Source organism: Streptomyces sp. NPDC098789 (assembly GCF_044759975.1).
Lineage (GTDB): Bacteria > Actinomycetota > Actinomycetes > Streptomycetales > Streptomycetaceae > Streptomyces.
Window position 1 is genome coordinate 128,783 of record NZ_JBIWAJ010000006.1, and the last position, 18,386, is coordinate 147,168.

Below are 18,386 nucleotides of genomic sequence, written 5' to 3' on the forward strand. Positions count from 1 at the left end.
GAGCCCGTACCAGCCGTCCCGTGCCACGCATCGTGACACGGCTCCCGCGCCACGCGTGCGTGCCACGTTCGGTGACACGGACGGCGGCGGGTGCGGCGCGGCCTTCCGTGCCACGTTCCGTGGCACCAGTGTCACCCGGTCGGTCAGTCGAGCGGCGACGGCACGGCGCGCAGTCGCGCCGAGGTCTGCGGCGGACGACCGGCCGCTACCGGCGCGGGTCCGATCGGTACGCCCTGCGGCGCCGACAGGATCAGCGTGACCCGGGTCAGTCCCATCGCGTCCAACATTCGGCCGGATTCCGCCACCATCCGGCAGCGTGCCACGCCCCACCGCGGGTCGGGGTGGCGCACGGAACGCACCGCTCCGTCGCGCTCGGCCGCATCGGCCCCGTAGGTGCTGAGCCAGTGCGGGACGCCGTAGCGGTAGGCGGCCTCCATGAACGGGTCGCGGGCCACCTCCTGGCGGATGCTGCGCAGCCCCTCGTCGTCGGGGTCGGCGGCCAGGCTGGTCGCGAACTGCGCGAGCAGCGGTACGCACCAGCCCGGTTCGTGGTCCTCCAGCACGGCCGCGGCGTCCGGGTGGAACAGCACGAAGCGCAGGAAGTTGTCGTCGGGCAGTGCTGTGGGATGTGGGCGAACGGCCTGGAACAGCTGGTCGAAGGCCGAGTTCGTGAGCGCCACGTCCCAGCGGTGGTCGACCAGGAAGCTCGGGTAGGGCACCGCCTCCATGAGCGCGGCGTAGTCCCGCAGGTAGTCCCGCTGTGCCGGGTCGGCGGGCAGCCGGTTCTCCTCGGCGGCGCGCCAGGTCGGCGGCGGATCGCGGTCCACCATGACGCGGAAGAGCCAGAAGCACTGGCGCTCGCTCATCTCCAGCGCTTCGGCGAGGGCGAGCAGCTTGCGGTCCGTCCACTCCTTGACCAGGCCGCGTTCCCAATTCCCGTACGCACGGACGCTGATGCGCAGACGGGCGGCCATGTCCTCCTGGCTGAGGTTCAGCTCTTCGCGCCGCTGGCGCAAAATCTCCTTGCGTCGCTCCGACCGCACCGCGCCACGGACGGGCTCTTCACCCGTCAGGCGCCCCTCACCGGCTCGGGCGAGGCCATCGGACGGGCCCACCGCTGCGAGATGTGGCACCGAGAGCTCCCCCTTCCTCACGGTCTGGATCTTCATTTCCGTGTGGCGATCCTGCTACCGACTTCATTCGAGTGTCAACTATTGTGGCAATTCCAGCCTCGTGACGGCTCATTCACGCCACAGCTGTGGCAAGTTCTAGCCCTTCGATGGGAGAAGGGTTAGCCTCCAGGAGCCGACCATGTGCCCGAACCGACCTTCGCGCGATCTAGGAGAACCACTGGTGACAGACGGCTTCCCGGCTCCCGTCGCGGTGGCCAACGTGCCCTTGGCAGCCACCGTAACGCGCGTCGCCGAACTCGCGGGCAAGCTAGGACGCGACCAGAGCGAGGTCTTCGACCTCCGGCGCCTCTCGGAGGCCTCCGGGGTTCCGGCCGACGTGGTCAAGAACCTGCTGGAGGGCCGCCCCACCGGCGAACCCGACCTGCAGACCCGCTTCCTGCAACGCCTGGACCTGCTGCGACGCACCCGCGTCAAGCCCAACGGACGCCGCTACACGCAGCAGGAGATCGCGGACGGCGCGGCCATGTCGCGCCAACAGGCCGGCGCCCTGATCAACGGCGACCGCCGGCCCACGATGGAGCACTGTGACGCGATCCAGCGCTTCTTCGGGGTGCACGCGGGCTTCCTGGCCGCCCACGACGCCGACGCCCTGACCGACGCACTGCTGCGCACCGAGCAGCAGTTGCTCCAGGACTTCGCGGCGCGGGAGCGACAGCTCGCCTCCGCGCAGGCTTCAACGGGCGATCCGCTGGCAAGACTCCTCCAGGACCACGGTGTCCGGGGCATCGCCTGGCGCGCCGCCCAACTGCCCAGTGACAAACACCGGGACAAAGTGACGGAATGGCTGGACCTGCTCCTCGAAAGCGTCAAACCGACCCAATCATGACCCAGTCGAAAAGCTGGGTCTGACCCTTGAGTCCTGATCCGGATCCGCGCCGACGGGGAGAACGGTGAGCATAGGCAGAGAGCAGCGGCGGCTGTGCGGAGAGCTGGTGGCGGCCATCCGGCTGGCCGCCCCGGTGCAACCCGTGGACCTCTACACCACCCTGTGCAAGGGCATGAGCAAACACCGCGGGCGTCCGGTGGAGTTCCGCATGGCCTCGTTCCCCCCGGGGACGGCCAGCGGCCTGTGGCTGGACATGGAGGACCGTGACCTCGTCGTCGTGGAGGAACGCACCGCCCCGGACCACCAACTGGTGATCCTCGGCCACGAGCTGTGGCACATGAAGGCGGGCCACTGCAGCCACCACGTGGACGGCGCGGCCGTGGCCGCCCGACTGCTGTCCGAGGAGGCCGACCTGAGCGAAACGGTCCGCCGGGTCGCCGCGCGCACCCGCGCCGACGTCCAGGAGGAGACGGAGGCGGAGACCTTCGGCCTGCTGCTCGGCAGCAAGTGCCGTCCATGGCTCTCGGCCTCCCTGGGGCCGGGACCGACCCAACGCGACGAGCTGGCGGGACGCATCGAGGCGTCCCTCGGCTACCGAGGACCCCGAGGCTGAGAACGTGCTGAACCCTGGGCTGCGGCCACTGACATGGCTGAGAGCGGGCTGAACGAGTGAAGGGCCTGGACTTCTACATTCCGGCCGGCGTGCTGGTGATCGCCTTCACCTGCAAGCTGCCGGGCCTGATCCGGCACTGGCGCGATCCCCTGGTACGGGCCGTCAGCGTGCTCCTGCTCGTCGCCAGTTCGGTGTTCTTCTTCGCCGCGCCGCCCACGATCGCCGAAGTCAACCGGATCACCGGCATACCCAACTTCTCCGCGCCGCTGGTCTACTGCATCCTCACCGCCTTCAGCGCGTCCTGCCTGCTGCTGCTGATCAACTGGCGGGGCGGCCCCGACGACCGTGCGCGCACCCTCTCCCGGTGGTGCGTGGGCTCGTACAGCGCCGTGATCCTGTCGCAGTTCTCCCTGTTCGCCATCGGTGGCGCCCCGGTGGAACGGCTGCGGGACTTCGACACGTACTACGCGAACACGCCCTACATCCGCGAGATGATCCTCATCTACCTCGTGGCGCACACCGTGGCCGCCGTCGTGATGACCGTGCTGTGCCGGCGCTGGTCCCTGCACGTGCGCGGTTCGCTGCGCTCGGGGCTGATCCTCATGGTCTGCGGGTTCATGCTCAACCTGGTCTTCGACGCGGCGAAGTTCGCCGCCGTGACGGCCCGCTGGGCCGGCCAGGACCTGGACGTGCTCAGCACCACCGTGGCCCCGCCCGTCGCCTCCTTCTCCGCCCTCCTGATCGGGACGGGCTTCGTGCTGCCGCTGGTCGTGCAGCGGCTGTCGGCCTTCTGGCAGACCTGGGCGACGTACCACCGGCTCGGACCGCTGTGGCGCGAACTGCACGCGGTCGTCCCGCACGGTTCGCGCGCCGTGCGGATCTCGTGGTGGTCGCCGGCCGACCTGCGCGTCACCCAGCGGGTGGCCGACATCCACGACGGGATCCTCCACCTCGATCCCTACTTCGACCACGACCTGCGCGACCGCGCCCGGACCACCGCCCTCGCGGCGGGCGCGGGGACCGCCCAAGCCGATGCCACGGCCGAGGCGGTGATGGTCGCCGCCGCCGTCCGGGCGCGCGCGGCCGATCCGGAGGAGAAGGTCATCGGTTCGGCGGACGCCTACACCTCGCCGACCGCACAGGGCCCGCGCGATCTCGAACGCATCTCGCGCGCCCTGCGTTCCCCCGCAGTAGCACGGACCCGCCGGCACGCGGCCAGCACGGAAAGCAGTCACCCATGAGCGAGACCACCAGCGGCGACCGATCCTGCGGTCCGAGACGGATACCGGCGCCGCGCACCGCGGCCGAGACCCCCGCCCGGGGTGCGGCGATCGGTGGCCCGGCGGCCGGTGGCGCGGCGACCTGTCACACGGAGGTCGGTGACGGGGCGGTCGCCGGGAGCGGTACCCCGACCACGCGGCGGGAGGCCGTCGTGATCGGTGGCGGTCTGGCCGGAATGCTCGCCGCCGCGGCGCTCGCACCGTACGCCGACCGGGTCACCGTCATCGAGCGCGACGTCCTGCCCGCCACCGCCGCGGCCCGCGCCTTCCTCCCCCAGGCCCAGCACGCGCACCTGCTCTGGTCGGGCGGCGCCGAGGCGATCGAGGGCCTGCTGCCCGGCTTCTCCGAGCGGCTGCTCGCGGCGGGCGCGCACCGGATCCCGCTCACCTCGGGCATGGTGGCCCTCTCCCCCGGCGGCTGGTACCGCCGCTGGCGGCCCACCCACTACCTGTTCGCCGCGAGCCGGGACCTGGTCGACTGGGCCGTGCGCGAGCAGGTCGCCGCGCTGGCCAACGTCCGCGTGGTCGAGGACACCCGGGTGCTGGGGCTGACCGGCGACGCCGGGCGGGTCACGGGGCTGCGGATCACCACCGCGGAGGGCGGCGAGGAGCGCCTCGCGGCCGCCCTCGTCGTGGACGCGAGCGGCCGCGGCACCCGTACCCCGCAGTGGCTGCGCGAACTGGGCGTGCCGCCGGTGCGCGAGGAGCTGGTGGACTCGGGCCTGGTGTACGCGAGCCGCCTCTACCAGGCGCCGCCCGGTACCGAGAAGAACTTCCCCGTGGTCAACATCCAGTCCGTGGCGCACGATCCGCGGCCCGGCAAGACGGCGGTCATCATCCCCGTCGAGGGCGGCCGGTGGCTGGTCACCCTCTCCGGCACCCGGGGCGGCCAACCGACCGCGGACGCCGCCGCCTTCGAGGCCTTCGCCCGCTCCGCGCGCCATCCGGTCGTCGCGGAACTGATCCAGTACGCCGAGCCGTTGTCCGAGGTGGCCACCTTCGGCCACACCGCCAACCGGCGCCGCTACTACGAGAAGTCCCGGGTCTGGCCCGAGGGGTACGTCGTCCTCGGCGACGCCGTGGCCTCCTACAACCCGGTGTACGGCCACGGGATGTCGGTGGCGGCCCAGGGTGCGCGGGCGCTGCGCCGGTCGTTGGTGGAGGGCGGCGGGCTGCGTGCGGCCGGGCTGTCCCGGCGGACCCAGCGGGCGGTGGCCGCGCCGGTCTCGGTGGCCTGGGACCTGGCGACCGGACAGGACATCTTCTATCCGGACGCCGTCGGCAAGCGCCCGGGCGCGGCCGACAAGCTGCTCTCGCGCTACGTGGGCCGCCTGGTGCGGACCGCCACCGCCGACTTCGTGGTGGCGACCGCGCTCACCGAGGTGATGACGCTGTCGGCGCCGATCACCACGCTGGTGCGGCCCCGGGTGCTGCTGCACGCGCTGCGCGGGCCGCGGATGCCCCAGCTCACCGGCCCGCCGCTGACGGAACGGGAGCTGGGCTTCACCCGGCGGACGGACCGGGCCGAGCGGCCCGGGGCGGATCGCGCCGGGCCGGTGGAGCCGATGGAGCCGGCCGGAACCTGACGGTCGGCCCGGCCCGTCCCGGCCCCGCTCGGCTCGGTCACTTGCCGAGGGCGAACGCCAGCGAGGGGAACAGGTCCTGGAACGGGGCCGCCGAATCGATTCCCTCCCGGCCGTAGGGGGCGTCGAAGCTCCACACCATGAACAGCAGGAAGACGATCAGCCCGCTGAAGAGGCCGGCCAGCAGCAGTTCCCGGCCGGAGCGGCGGATCTGCAGGGTGAAGATCAGCCCGATGGTGACGAGGCCGCCGGCGAGCAGCCCGAACCAGATCACGCCCGGCAGGGTGGCGCCCGAACTCTGGGTGCGCGAGTGGCGGGCGTCGTCCGCGCTGGCGATCTGGTCCAGCAGCGGCTGGTAGGCCTGCGCCTGGAGTTCGTTCGCCGGGCTCTGGTGGGTGACGTCGCTGCGCAGGGCGCCCAGCAGGGTGGCGCCCTGCGGGGAGGAGTTCGCGCCGGAGGTCAGCAGCGGCCAGTCCACGTTGACGGTGTGCGTGACGTACGCGTCCACCTCGCCGCGGATCCGGTCGCGCACCGGCGCCGGGTAGACGTCGGCGCGCTGGGTCACCTCGTACAAGGACTGGGCCTCGCGGCGCACGGTGTCCTCGGCGGCGCCGCGCGCCTCCCAGACGCCCGCGATGGCGAGGCCGAGCACGATCGCGTAGACCACCCCGACCATCATCGTCATGTACTCGATGACGTCGGGGGTTTCGCTGGTGTCCTCGTCGGCGGCGACGCGGCGGTGCCGCAATGCGGTGCAGGCGAGGACGAGCGCGCAGACGAGCGCCATCGCGATGGCCAGGACCAGCCATTCGGACATGCGGGATCTCCCGTGGTGTGGATCGGTCGGTGGTTCGGGCGTGCGCGGGAGCCGGGTGCCGGCTCGGCGGCGCGGTTCGGCGGTGCGGTTCGGGCGGTGCGGTTCGGGCGGTGCGGCTGAGGAGCCACCGCTCGGGCGGCGCCGCTCAGGCGGTACCGCTGCGGCCGCTGCGCCCGCGCGGGCGCAGCGCGGCGGCCGCGAGGACGGCCGGGGTCGTGACGACGACCAGGAGCATCATGGTGGACATCCCACCGGCGGCCCGTCGTTGGAGGGCCACCGGACGGTAGCGGCGCACGTGGAACCCGGCCGTCGGCAGCGCCGCGGCCCGGGCGGCGGGCGCGGGAGCGGGAGCGGGCGCCGCGGGGCCCGGTGCGACCGGCGGTGGCTCCGGCCGCGCCGCCACGGTCGCGGGCCGGGGCACGGCGGCCCGGCCCGGGGTGACGGCCGGCTCCGGCGCGGGCCGGGCCGGGTGCCGGACGGTCGGCCCGGCGGGACCCGGCAGGGCCCCTGGGACGACGGCCGCCCGGGAAGGTCGGACCGTGGGCGCCGGCGGGGCCGCGGGCTCGTGCCGGGCGGGAACGCACAGGTCCACCCGGGCGCCCCCGGGCGGCACGTCCACGTGTCCCTGGAGCGGACAGCAGGCGACCACCAACCCGGCCCCGGCGAAGTACTGCCAAGCGGTCACCGCGCTGCCTCCCTGTCATGAGTGCTCTCGGCTGAAGAAACGATTTCGGGACGGCTTCGATACGCGGTGGATCAGTCAAGATCGCCACCGCAGGGTCGACTTCCGGCCATCCGGGCCGCGAGGCCGGACACCGGGCCGGACGCGGGGCCCGGCCGGGCCCCGCCCCCTTCACCCGCCCGGCCCATTCCGCCACGGCACCCCACCCGCCCCCGGCCCATCATCGAGGGAGCAGAACCGCAGCTCAGCGGGGATCAGAGGGACGGTGCCGGGTGGAAGCGAGCAGTCGGGAAGACCTCGGAGCGCGGGTCGATGCGCTGATGGACGGCTTGGTGGCCGATCTGGAACGGCTGGCGGCGATCCCGTCGATCGCCTTCCCCGGCTACCCGCCGGAACCGGTCGAGGAGGCGCACGACCTGATCGTCTCGCTGCTGCGGGACGCGGGCGTGACGAACGTGGAGCGCATCGACCTGCCCGACACCGCCCCGGTGATCTACGCCGAGATCCCGCCCCCCGACCCGGACGCCCCCACCGTGCTGCTCTACGGGCACTACGACGTCCAACCCGCCGGCGCCCCGGGCCTGTGGCTGTCCCCGCCCTTCGAACCGACCCCGGTCCCCGGCGGCCTGCGGGCGCGCGGCATCGCCGACGACAAGTCGAACGTGATCGCGCACCTGGGCATGCTGCGGGCCTACGGGGGCCGGCCGCCCGTCGGGATCAAGATGGTGATCGAGGGCCAGGAGGAGTACGGCAGCGCCTTCGACGACTACCCGCCCACCGACCCCGGCCGGTTCGCCTGCGACGCGATGGTGATCGCGGACCTCGGCAACCTGCGGCCCGGCACGCCCACCCTGACCACCGGGCTGCGCGGCGCCTGCGAGGTCACCGTGGAGGTCCGCACCCTCGCCGAGCCCCGGCACAGCGGGGAGTTCGGCGGCGCCGCCCCCGACGCGCTGCTGGTCCTGCTGCGGGCCCTGGGCACGCTGCACGACGACGCGGGTGACGTGGCCGTGCGCGGCCTGCGGCGGGACCCGTGGGACGGGACGACCTACACCGAGGAGGAGTTCCGGGACCTCGCCTCCGTCCGGGGCGACCTGCCGCTGATCGGTACGGGCTCGCTGGGCGAGCGGCTGTGGAGCGGACCCGCGATCACCGTGATCGGTCTGGACGCCCCGAGCGTGGACCACGCGGCCTCGGCCGTGGTCCCCTACGCCCGGGCCAAGCTGAACCTCCGCTTCCACCCGCACCAGGACCCGTTGGAGGCACGGGCCGCGCTGGTGTCGCACCTGCGCGCGCAGCGCCCCTTCGGCATCCCCCTCACCGTCAGCCCCGGCGACACCGGCCCCGGTTACGAGGCGCGCACCGGCGGCCCCGCCTACCGGGCGGCGCTGACCGCGCTGAAGGAGGCCTGGGGCGCGGAGGCCTCGTACGTCGCCACCGGCGGCTCGATCCCCCTGGTCAACGGCCTGGCCAAGGCGGCCCCCGGGGCCGAGGTGCTGCTCTTCGGCGCGCAGGACAGCATGTGCAACCTGCACGCGCCCAATGAGCGCGTGCTCTTCTCGGAGCTGCGCAACACCGTGGTCGCGATGGTCGCGTTCCTGCGCGAGTACGCCGCGGACCACCGCGCGGGAGGCGCCCGGTGAGCGCCGCGAGCCCGGCCCCCACCCCCGCCGAGCCCGAGTTGGAGCCCGGGGCCGGCGGCGAACCGCCGCCCGCGCGGAAGTTCGCCTTCCCCAGCGCGCTGACCATCCTGGCCCTGGTCACGGTCGCGATCTGGCTGCTGGCCTTCCTCATCCCCTCCGGCCAGTACGACCGCAACGACAGCGGCGCCCCGGTCGCCGGCACCTACCACCGGGTCCCCGGCACGCAGAGCTTCGTCGACCGACTGAACGACCTCTTCCTCGCCCCGGTCAACGGCCTCTACGGCCTCCAGGACACCACCACCGGCCAGGTCGGCCCGAGCCTGACGGGTGCGCTCTACGGCAGTGCGGGCGTCTTCCTCTTCGTCCTGGCGATCGGCGCCTTCATCACGGTGGTCTTCGCGACCGGCGCCCTCGACCGGGGCATCTCCCGCCTGGCCCACCGGCTGCGGGACCGCGGCGCGCTGCTGATCGCCGCCGTGATGGTGGTCTTCGCCGTGCTCGGCACGGTGGAGGGCTTCGCGGAGGAGACCCTCGGCTTCTACGGCCTGCTGGTGCCGATGATGCTGGCCCTCGGCTACGACCGCCTCGTGGCCGTCGGCGCCTCGATCCTGGGCGCGGGCATCGGCGTCCTGTGCTCCACGGTCAACCCGTTCGCGACCGGCGTGGCCTCCTCGGCCGCCGACATCTCCTTGGGCGACGGGATCGTGCTGCGGTTCCTGATGTGGATCGTGCTGACGACGGTGACGGTCCTCTACGTCATCCGCTACGCGAAGCGGGTCCAGAAGGACCCGACCAAGTCCCTGTGCGGCTTCCTGCCCGGGGACCAGGAGCAGAAGGCGACCGGCGACGAGGTGGCGGAGCCGGAGCTGACCCGGCTGCACAAGACGGTGCTGGTGCTGTTGGTCCTGGTCTTCGCCTTCATGATCTTCTCGGTGGTGCCCTGGTCGAGCGCGCTCACCGGCAAGGCGGACGCGACCCAGTACGGCTGGGAGCTGGACTGGTCCTTCCCGCAGCTCTCGGCGCTGTTCCTGTGCGCGGCCGTGCTGGTGGGCCTGGTGGCGCGGATGGGCGAGGCCAAGCTCAGCTCCACGATCATCCAGGGTGCCGCCGACTTCATCTCGCCCGCCCTGGTCATCATGCTGGCGCGCGGGGTCACCGTCATCATGAACAACTCGAAGATCACCGACACCGTGCTGCACTCCATCGAGGGCGTGGTCAAGGGCACCTCGTCCGGGGTCTTCGCGGTGATCGTCTTCCTGGTGAACCTGCCGCTGGCCTTCCTGATCCCGTCCACCTCGGGCCACGCCACGCTCGCCATGCCGATCCTGGCCCCGCTCGCCGACTTCGCGGGGGTCTCCCGCGCGGTGGTGGTGACGGCCTGGCAGTCGGCCAGCGGCTGGATGAACCTGTGGGTCCCGACCACCGCGGTGACCATCGGCGGCGTGGCCCTGGCGAAGGTCGGCTACGACAAGTACCTGCGGTTCGTGTGGCCGCTGCTGGCGATCCTCTTCGTCCTGATCTGCGGCTTCGTGGCACTGGGCGCGGCCCTGTAGTACCGCGGGCGGGCCCGGGCGCCGGCGCACGCGAAGGGGCGCGGCCACCGTGCGGTGGCCGCGCCCCTTCGTGTCGTGCGGGTCGTGCGGGTCGTGCTACGGGCCTCAGGCCGCGGCGTCGCTGCCGCCGAAGCGCTCGCGGTAGGACTCCAGGTCCTCTTCCGTGATCTTCGCGAAGAGCACCGGCGGCACGGTGAACGGGGTGCCCGCGGGGACCGCGTCCAGCGACTTCGCCTGCTCCGGGGTCACCCAGGTCGCCGTGTCGTCGGCCAGCTGGAAGGCGGAGCGCATGGCGCGCGTCGAGGCGGGGATGAAGGGCTCGGAGACCACCGAGTACAGGTGGATGAGGTTCATCGCGGTGCGCAGGGTGAGCGCCGCGCCGTCCAGGTCGGTCTTGACCTCCAGCCAGGGGGCCTTCTCGTCGAGGTAGGCGTTGCCCGCCGACCACAGGGCGCGCAGCGCGGCCGCGGCCTTGCGGTACTGGAGCGCCTCCATGTGGCCCTCGTACTCGGCCAGCAGTTCGGCGATCTGCTCGCCGAGGCGGGCCTCCGCCTCGCCGGCGGCGCTGCCCGCGGGGACCTCGTCGCCGAACTTCTTGCGCGAGAAGGTCAGCACTCGGTTGACGAAGTTGCCGAGGGTGCCGCCGAGGTCCTTGTTGACGGTGGAGGCGAAGTGCTCCCACGTGAAGGACGAGTCGTCGGACTCGGGGGCGTTGGCGATGAGGAAGTAGCGCCAGTAGTCGGCGGGCAGGATCTCCAGCGCCTGGTCGGTGAAGACGCCGCGCTTCTGCGAGGTGGAGAACTTGCCGCCGTAGTAGGTCAGCCAGTTGAAGGCCTTGACGTAGTCGACCATCTTCCACGGCTCGCGGACGCCCAGCTCGGTGGCGGGGAACATCACGGTGTGGAAGGGGACGTTGTCCTTGGCCATGAACTGCGTGTAGCGCACGTCCTCGGCCTGGTACCACCACGACTTGTAGTCGCGGTTCGCCGGGTCGGCGTCCGCCCACTCCTTGGTCGCGGCGATGTACTCGATGGGGGCGTCGAACCAGACGTAGAAGACCTTGCCGTCGGCGGCCAGCTCCGGCCAGGTGTCGGCCGGGACCGGCACGCCCCAGTCGAGGTCACGGGTGATCGCGCGGTCGTGCAGGCCCTCGGTCAGCCACTTGCGGGCGATGGAGGAGGCCAGCTGCGGCCACTCCTCCTCGTGCTCGGCGACCCAGGCCTCGACTTCGCCCTGGAGCTTGGACTGGAGCAGGAAGAGGTGCTTGGTCTCGCGGACCTCCAGCTCGGTGGAACCGGAGATGGCCGAGCGCGGCTCGATCAGGTCCGTGGGGTCCAGGACGCGGGTGCAGTTCTCGCACTGGTCGCCGCGGGCCTTGTCGTAGCCGCAGTGCGGGCAGGTGCCCTCGACGTAGCGGTCCGGCAGGAAGCGGTCGTCGACCGGCGAGAAGATCTGCCGGATCGCGCGCTCCTCGATGAAGCCGTTCTCCTGGAGCCGGCGCGCGAAGTGCTGGGTGATCTCGCGGTTCTGCTCCGAGGAGCTGCGGCCGAAGTAGTCGAAGGACAGCTCGAAGCCGTCGTAGATCGCCTTCTGCGCGTCGTGCGCCTGCGCGCAGAACTCGGCGACCGAGAGTCCGGCGGCCTTGGCGGCCAGCTCGGCGGGGGTGCCGTGTTCGTCGGTGGCGCAGATGTAGAGGACCTCGTGGCCGCGCTGGCGCAGGTACCGGGAGTACACGTCCGCCGGAAGCATCGACCCGACCATGTTGCCCAGGTGCTTGATCCCGTTGATGTAGGGAAGCGCGCTGGTGATCAGGTGTCGAGACATCCTCGGATGCTCCATTTCATACGTGCGGCGTGTGAAGGATCGTGAAGGGGCTCATCGTATCGAACCGACGAAACGCCACGTGCCGCATTTTCAGGGGGTGGGCCTTACACGAAAGCGAGGGCTGTGACCTCTGCGTCACCGCCCTCGCGCTCGCGGTCATGCTACAGGAGCGCTGATCACGCCCCGGCCGGCCAGGGACCGGCCACCGGCTCACCGGGGAGGGGGTCGGGCCGCGCGACCGGAGCCGCGCGGCAGCGGAATTCCGGTCAGTCGCGGCCGCCGCCGGCGCCGTCGAGGGCCGTGATGCGGGCGCCGCTCGCGAGGCGGGCGGTCAGGGTCACCGGCGCTCCCTCCGGGCCGGCGGGGGCGGTGAGGCTGCGGCCGGCCACCTCCGCGCGGACCGCGCCGGTGGCCGTGATGGCCGCCACCTCCCGACTGCCGGCGGCCAGTTCGTACCAGTGTCCGGCGGCCGTCTTCCACCGGGTGCCGACCAGAAGGTGCTGGCCGAAGCGGCCGCAGGCGGCGGTGGAGCGGGCCCGGGCCACGTCCTGCGCCGGGCCCGCGGGCGGCCGCAGCCGGACGAGCACGTCGCCGGGCCCGGCCCAGCCGGAGGCGCGGGTGCAGGACCAGACGGCCCGGCCGCCGCCTTCGGGCAGCTCGGACGCGGCGAAGTCCCAGACGTTGACGGCCCGCACCGCGCCCCCGCGCAGCTCCCGCAGCCCGCAGGCGAGCGGCGCCCACGCGGCGCGGGCCGCGGGACCGGTCGCCTCCCTGGGCTGGCGCGCGGGCACGGCGTTCGGCCCGTCCGGCAGGGGCGTGTAGGTCAGGTGTACGGGGGCCAGCGCGCCGAGGTCGGCGAGCACGAAGGAGTGCTTCTCGACGATGCGGGTGGACGAGGTCAGTGCGAGGACGGGCCAGCTCGCGCAGGCCCCTGCGAGCCCGGGCGCCGCCGCGGCGGCGGTGACCCCGTCGGCGGCCACGGCCAGCGGCTGCCCGGGGTCCGCCGGCCGCAGCAGGTCCAAGGTGGCGGCCGTGGCGATCCAGGGGGCCAGCAGGTAGCGGACCCGGCCGCCCGCCCGGCTCACCGCGAGGGCGCCCGCGGTGGTCACCCCGGCCTCGTCGGTCCGGGCGAAGTCGAGCGCCCGCTCCCGCGGCCCGCCGGCGGCTTCGCCGTAGCGCACCACCCGGTCGGCGTCGAGCAGGAGCACCACCGCCCTGCCCTCGACGTCCCCGGCGTAGAGCAGTTGCGGCGGCCGCCCCGGCGGGTCCGTCGGGGTCCCGGGCGCGGCGCTCACCGGTACCTGCGCGGACCTGCTCGCCCAGGCCCCCAGCGCCCGCGCGAGCAGGGCCCGGTCCCCCGCCCGCGCGCCGCGGGCGGGCCAGGCGGTGAAGTCGACCCGGGCGGTGTCGGACCAGGCGGCGGCCGGGATCCGTACCAGTCGGTCCGGGTCGAGCGCCCCGGCCGCCACGGCTCCGGCGGCGGGCCGCACGTCCGGCCCGGGCGGCGCCCCGTCGGCCACCGCGACCCCGGCGACCAGGGCCAGTACGGCCGCGGCCGCCCATCCGACCCGCACCCGGCGGCGTCGGCGCAGCAGGTCGGTGGGCCGGGTGTTGACCACGCAGGCGTCGAACTCCGTGGACCGCAAAAGCGTTTCGCCGACGGGCAGGGCGAGGGCAAGGCGCACGCTCTCCGCCGGATCCGTCACTCCCGCGGCGGCCAGCACCCGGACCGTCCCCGCCTCGGCGAGCCCGTCCAGCCGGTGCAGCACGAAGGCCGCGCGGACCGCCGCGGGCACCCCGCCGAGCAGCCGGGCCGTCTCGTCGATCCCGCCCGCCGGGGGCCAGAGCCTGAGCCCCCACACGAAGGGGGGCGCGGGTGGCCATCCCCACCGGGCCAGGGCCGTTCCGGGCCGGCCGCCGGGGGCCAGCGCGGCCCGCAGCACGCGGGCCCGCACCTCTCCGAGCGGCCCGCCGGGGCCGTCGGACGCGCGCGGGCCGTCGGGGTCGCCGGGGTCGGGCGGCGGCCCCGGTCCGTCGGACGCGCCCCCCGGACGCCCCAGCTCGTCACCGGCGCGCGCCCGGGGCAACCCCCGCTGCACCGCCCGGTGCGCGCGCAGCACCCGGGCGTGCCGCCCGAGGCCGTCGGGGAGCGTCAGGTAGGCGAGCCGTACCAGGTGGGGGTACTGCTCGACGAGGACCGCCTCGGCTGCTTCGACGGCGGTGGAGCCGAATCGCTGTGATGTGCCCACGGTCAGACAAACGAGTGAATCTTGGGATGGTCACACGTCGCGCCCGCGGCCCTACGGGCCGGTTGCCGGCGCCCCGCGGGAGAGCGCCCCGGAAGGCGCCCCGGAGCCGCCGGTCGGGCGCCGACCGGCCCCGACCACGGGAAACGTTCGTCGGCATATGCGGAACCGACAGTTCGTCTCCGCGCCGATCGAAGTCGATCACGAATCGCTCCGCATCGGACGGGCCGTCAACAGCTTTCCCCCGCTTCGCACGCGGCCTTCTCCCGGCCGCGCGAACGCTGGCAGGGTGGGGGCGAGCACCTCCAGTGCCACGAGGGGGAGAGGTGGAGCGGTGAGCGATGGCGGTCCGGAGGAATCCGGTGGGGCGGTGGGTCTGCCCAGCCGACGGCAGCGGCCGGCGACGCCGATGAGCCAGTGGGACACGCGGGCGCGCCTGTCGTACTGGGCCTTCCACACCGACCGGCGGCCCTCCTACATGAGATTCGCGTACCTCCAGCTGGGCTCCGACGCGGACGCGGAGAACGTCGTCGACGCCACCTTCGACGCGATCATGAACGAGTGGCTCCGGATGCTCCACATGGACCGGCTGGAGGCGTACGCCTGGACCGTCCTCAAACACCGCATCGTCGACCAACAGGGCAAGCGCGACCGGCGGCCGCGGCCCATGGACATCAGCGCCTTCGAGGCCGCGCTCAAGGACGCCGCCGTCGATCCGTACGACGTGCTGACCGACAGCATCCAGTTCTACTCGGCGGTCTCCCGGCTGGCCGAACGACAGCGCGACGCCGTCCTGCTGCGCTACGGACTGCACTGCACCACCGGCGAGGCCGCCCACGTGATGGGCGTCGAGGAAGCCACCGTCCGCTCCCACCTCACCCAGGCGCGCCGCAGGCTCACCCGGCTCCTCGGCGGAGAGGACGGCGCGCCATGAGCCACCACGGCGAGCACGCGGACCCCGCCGAACTCCCGGGTCCCGCCGAACTCCCGGCCCGCGCCGACCGGGCGGACCGCGGGGTCGGCGACCGCGGCGGCCCCGGCCGCCCCCTGGAGCACTTCCTGGCCCGGGCCCGGGTCCCGGACCGCTATCCGCACTACGACCTCGGCGCCGCCGAGACCCGGCTGCTGCTGCGGGCCCGGGCCGCGGCCCGGGCCGCCGACGCCCGCGCCCGCCCGGGGCCGCCCGGCTGGAGCGATCCCGCGCGGGAGCGGCCCGTGGAGGCCGAACAGGCCCGGCGCGACCTCAAGGCGGTCTGCCTGGCCGTGGTCTGCGGGCCCGGAGCCGCCGCCCGGCTGGGCGAGTTCATCGCGACCCGGCACGGCGACCCGCCCGGAGCCCTGGTCTTCGGCTGCCTGCTGCACCTCGCCGGGCTGCGGGACGGCGCCCGCTTCTGGTGGCAGTTCGCGGCCGGTTCCGGCGCCGCGCACACCGGATCCGCCGCCTACTGCCTCTTCCTCGACCACTCCCGGCGCGGCGAACACCAGGACGCCCGGGTCTGGGCGGCCGAGCTCGCCCGCTCCGGCTACCTGCCCGGGGGGCCGCGCGACCTGCGGGAGATCCGACTCTGCGCGCAGGCCCGGGTGCTGCGCCACGTCGACCAGTTCGAGGACGTCGACCTGGGCCCGGTGCCGCTGCCCCGCCCCGGCCTGCCCGAGGTGCTGCCCGCCTTCCTGCCCACGGCCCCGGCCCGGGAGCCGGACCCGGCTGCCGGGTCCGAACCGCAGTCGTCCCCCCGGGCCCGGGCGGACGGCGACCCCGCTCCCCCGCCCCTTCCCCTGCCGCTTCCGGTACGCCGCCCCGCACCGCCCCCGCCGCTGCCACCGGCCGCTCGGCGCCGCGGGCCGGACCCCGCGGACCCGGACGCCACCGGTGCGCTGGCGCAGGCACGGCGCGCGCTGGCCGTCGTGGGCGTCCTCGAACGACACCCGCTCGGTGTCGACGCCGCCCGGATCGGGCGGGAGGCGGGGCTGGTCGCCGCGGAACTCGGCCCGGTGCTGGCCATGCTGTGCGAGGAGGGGTACGCGTGGCGCCCCGCGGCGGGCGTCTACGGGCGTGGCCCCGCGCTCGACCGGCTCGGCGCCCCCGGCGGGCACGGGCTCGCCGCCCAGCTCCAGCACACCCTGGCGCTGGCCCGGGACAGCGCGGGCGCCGCCTTCTACTTGAGCCGCTACGCCGAGGGCGAGGTCCGCATCACGCAGATGGCCGAGGGGCCCGGCACCCCGCCCGTCGACGAATGGGTCGACTTCCGCGCGGCGGCCCACGCCAGCGCGGTCGGCAAGTGCCTGCTCACCCAACTCGACCGGGACGGTCGGGCCGACCACGTGGCGCGCCACCGTCCCACCCGGCTCACCGCGCGGACCATCACCGACAGCCGGGTGCTCTTCCACGCCCTGGACGCGCTGGCCCCGGGAGAGCCGGTCTTCGACCTCAGCGAGTACGCCCCCGGCGTGGTCTGTTCGGCGGTCGCGCTCGCGACCGGCGGCGCGGCGAGCAGTCTGGCCCTGTCCCTGCCCGCGGGGCACGCCCACCGGCTGGGCGCCGCCACCGCCACCCTGCGCCGCAAGGCGGTACCGGTGTTGCTCGCGCTGCTCCTGTCCGGCGCGATCCCCCCGGACGGTGCGGCCGTGCGGATCGACCCGGATTCGCCCGCACGGACCCTGCGCCACCTGCGCAGCGTCTTCCGCACCCCGCACACGCGCGCCACCGCCTCGCCGGGGCCCCACCTGGTCAGCGATCCGGCCACCGCGGCGGCCTACCTCTTCGACGCGAGCCCCCGGCCGCGGGGCTGCGGCGGCCCCGCCCTCGCGCTCCCCCGCACCTTCGCGCCCCTGCCACCGCTGGGGCCGGGCGGTGACCTCGTCGTCCTGCACACCTGACCGGGTCCGCCGGCCGCCCCGGGTAGGGTGTCGGATTGTGGCTGACCGTCGAACATCGATCATGGAGGGTGCCGCGCGGGTGATCGCCCGACGCGGTGTGCGCGGGCTGCGCGTGGAGGAACTCGCCGCCGAGGCGAGCGTGTCCACCGCGTTGATCTACTACCACTTCAAGGACCGCGCCGGAATCCTGCGCGCGACGCTGGAGTTCATCAACGACCGCGCGGGCCGCTACACGACGGAGCGCTCGCCCGACCTCCCCCCGCTCGACGCCCGCGGCGAGCTGGAGCAGACGCTCCTGCTCGAACTCCAGGACGCGCCCGACGTCCGGGAGAACAGCACGGCCTGGGGCGAACTGCGGGCGTGCGCCGTCTTCGACCCCGACCTGCGGGACGATCTCGCCCGGGCGACCCGGGTGTGGGTGCGCGAGGTCGCCGAACTGGTCGGCCAGGTCCACCCGATGGCCTCCGAGGCGGCCCTGTCCGGCGCCGCCGAGCGGCTGACGGCCCTGGTGGAAGGGCTGAGTTCGCGCTGGCTCAGCGGAAGCCTCCCGCTGCCGCACGCCCGCGACCTGATGTCCTCGGCCATCACCGCCGAACTGGACCGCCTGGGCTAGGGCGTGCCGGGCCCTCTCGTGGGGCCCGTCGCGGGGCTCAGGCCGCCGCCGGGCGGGGGAGGCGGAAGAGCACGTTCGGGCGCAGCGGGCCTTCGGGCGCGTCGGGGTCGTCGAAGTCGTCGGCCGGGTCGCGGGTCATGCCGATCCTGCGCATCACCGCCTGGGAACGGAGGTTGGTGGCCGTCGTCACGGCGAGCACCTCGGGAAGCTCCAGCGCGTCGAAGGCGTGGGCCAGTACGGTCAGCGCGGCCTCGGTGGCATAGCCGTGGCCCCAGGCCGACCGGGCGAGGCGCCAGCCGATCTCCACTCCGCCGAACGGCAACCCCTCGTCCACCCCGTCCAGGCCGGCGAAGCCGATGAACTCGCCCGTTGCCCGGACCTCGACGGCCCACCAGCCGTAGCCGCGCCGCTCGAAGCCGGCCTCGAAACGCGCCACGGAGGCGTCGCTCCCCTCCCGGGTGAGGACCTCGCCCAGGTACTCGCGGACCGCGGGATCGGCGTTCATCGCCGCCCACGGTTCCAGGTCGGTGTCGCGCCAGCGGCGCAGGATGAGGCGTTCGGTGTGCAGTGCGTCCATGCCGCCCATCCCATGCGATCCCCCGCTCCGGGACAAACCCTTTCTTCGGGTGCTCCCCG

14 protein-coding genes and 1 pseudogene are annotated in these 18,386 nt (G+C 73.9%); 9 read left to right on the plus strand and 6 right to left on the minus strand.

Annotated features, from left to right (window positions below):
• Window positions 1-143: 143 nt before the first annotated feature.
• Window positions 144-1,016 carry a helix-turn-helix domain-containing protein gene (locus ACIQWR_RS15205; protein ID WP_404008813.1) on the minus strand — a complete coding sequence of 291 codons (873 nt, stop codon included), beginning with the start codon at window positions 1,014-1,016 and terminating at the stop codon, window positions 144-146.
• A 337-nt stretch (window positions 1,017-1,353) separates the two neighbouring features.
• Here ACIQWR_RS15205 and ACIQWR_RS15210 point away from each other — a divergent pair, with 337 nt between their 5' ends.
• The 4 genes from ACIQWR_RS15210 to ACIQWR_RS15225 all read left to right on the plus strand — a co-directional run bounded on the left by ACIQWR_RS15210 (window position 1,354) and on the right by ACIQWR_RS15225 (window position 5,498).
• Window positions 1,354-2,019, plus strand: a complete 666-nt coding sequence (locus ACIQWR_RS15210; protein WP_404008816.1) for a helix-turn-helix domain-containing protein — start codon at window positions 1,354-1,356, stop codon at window positions 2,017-2,019.
• 64 nt (window positions 2,020-2,083) lie between these two features.
• Window positions 2,084-2,632 carry a toxin-antitoxin system, toxin component gene (locus tag ACIQWR_RS15215; RefSeq protein ID WP_404008819.1) on the plus strand — a complete coding sequence of 183 codons (549 nt, stop codon included), beginning with the start codon at window positions 2,084-2,086 and terminating at the stop codon, window positions 2,630-2,632.
• Between the two features lie 56 nt (window positions 2,633-2,688).
• Window positions 2,689-3,873, plus strand: coding sequence for an MAB_1171c family putative transporter (locus ACIQWR_RS15220; protein WP_404008822.1), 1,185 nt, complete (start codon window positions 2,689-2,691; stop codon window positions 3,871-3,873).
• A gap of 215 nt (window positions 3,874-4,088) precedes the next feature.
• Entirely contained in the window at window positions 4,089-5,498 is a 1,410-nt protein-coding gene (locus ACIQWR_RS15225; RefSeq protein ID WP_404009355.1) for an NAD(P)/FAD-dependent oxidoreductase, read from the plus strand.
• Between the two features lie 37 nt (window positions 5,499-5,535).
• On the opposite strand, the gene ACIQWR_RS15230 is transcribed toward ACIQWR_RS15225, so the two are convergent.
• Window positions 5,536-6,312, minus strand: coding sequence for a hypothetical protein (locus tag ACIQWR_RS15230; RefSeq protein WP_404008825.1), 777 nt, complete (start codon window positions 6,310-6,312; stop codon window positions 5,536-5,538).
• A gap of 145 nt (window positions 6,313-6,457) precedes the next feature.
• Entirely contained in the window at window positions 6,458-6,997 is a 540-nt protein-coding gene (locus ACIQWR_RS15235; protein WP_404008828.1) for a hypothetical protein, read from the minus strand.
• 317 nt (window positions 6,998-7,314) lie between these two features.
• Between ACIQWR_RS15235 and ACIQWR_RS15240 the strand changes: the two genes are divergently transcribed.
• Both ACIQWR_RS15240 and ACIQWR_RS15245 read left to right on the plus strand, forming a co-directional pair.
• On the plus strand, window positions 7,315-8,637 hold the full coding sequence (locus ACIQWR_RS15240) for a M20/M25/M40 family metallo-hydrolase (protein ID WP_404009358.1): 1,323 nt from the start codon (window positions 7,315-7,317) through the stop codon (window positions 8,635-8,637).
• A 38-nt stretch (window positions 8,638-8,675) separates the two neighbouring features.
• Entirely contained in the window at window positions 8,676-10,190 is a 1,515-nt protein-coding gene (locus ACIQWR_RS15245; protein ID WP_404009361.1) for a YfcC family protein, read from the plus strand.
• Between the two features lie 105 nt (window positions 10,191-10,295).
• On the opposite strand, the gene metG is transcribed toward ACIQWR_RS15245, so the two are convergent.
• Both metG and ACIQWR_RS15255 read right to left on the minus strand, forming a co-directional pair.
• Window positions 10,296-12,014, minus strand: a complete 1,719-nt coding sequence (gene metG, locus ACIQWR_RS15250; RefSeq protein WP_404008830.1) for a methionine--tRNA ligase — start codon at window positions 12,012-12,014, stop codon at window positions 10,296-10,298.
• Between the two features lie 266 nt (window positions 12,015-12,280).
• Entirely contained in the window at window positions 12,281-14,263 is a 1,983-nt protein-coding gene (locus ACIQWR_RS15255; protein ID WP_404008832.1) for a hypothetical protein, read from the minus strand.
• Between the two features lie 331 nt (window positions 14,264-14,594).
• On the opposite strand from ACIQWR_RS15255, the gene ACIQWR_RS15260 reads away from it, so the two are divergent.
• The 3 genes and pseudogenes from ACIQWR_RS15260 to ACIQWR_RS15270 all read left to right on the plus strand — a co-directional run bounded on the left by ACIQWR_RS15260 (window position 14,595) and on the right by ACIQWR_RS15270 (window position 17,750).
• Window positions 14,595-15,194, plus strand: a complete 600-nt coding sequence (locus ACIQWR_RS15260) for an RNA polymerase sigma factor (protein ID WP_404008834.1) — start codon at window positions 14,595-14,597, stop codon at window positions 15,192-15,194.
• An 881-nt stretch (window positions 15,195-16,075) separates the two neighbouring features.
• A pseudogene (locus ACIQWR_RS15265) lies at window positions 16,076-16,855 on the plus strand (IclR family transcriptional regulator C-terminal domain-containing protein); the annotation flags it as partial.
• A gap of 343 nt (window positions 16,856-17,198) precedes the next feature.
• On the plus strand, window positions 17,199-17,750 hold the full coding sequence (locus ACIQWR_RS15270) for a TetR/AcrR family transcriptional regulator (RefSeq protein WP_404009364.1): 552 nt from the start codon (window positions 17,199-17,201) through the stop codon (window positions 17,748-17,750).
• Window positions 17,751-17,787: 37 nt separating this feature from the next.
• Here ACIQWR_RS15270 and ACIQWR_RS15275 read toward each other — a convergent pair whose 3' ends face one another.
• Window positions 17,788-18,327 (minus strand): GNAT family N-acetyltransferase, encoded by a 540-nt coding sequence (locus tag ACIQWR_RS15275; protein ID WP_404008836.1) that lies wholly within the window; start codon window positions 18,325-18,327, stop codon window positions 17,788-17,790.
• Window positions 18,328-18,386: the final 59 nt, after the last annotated feature.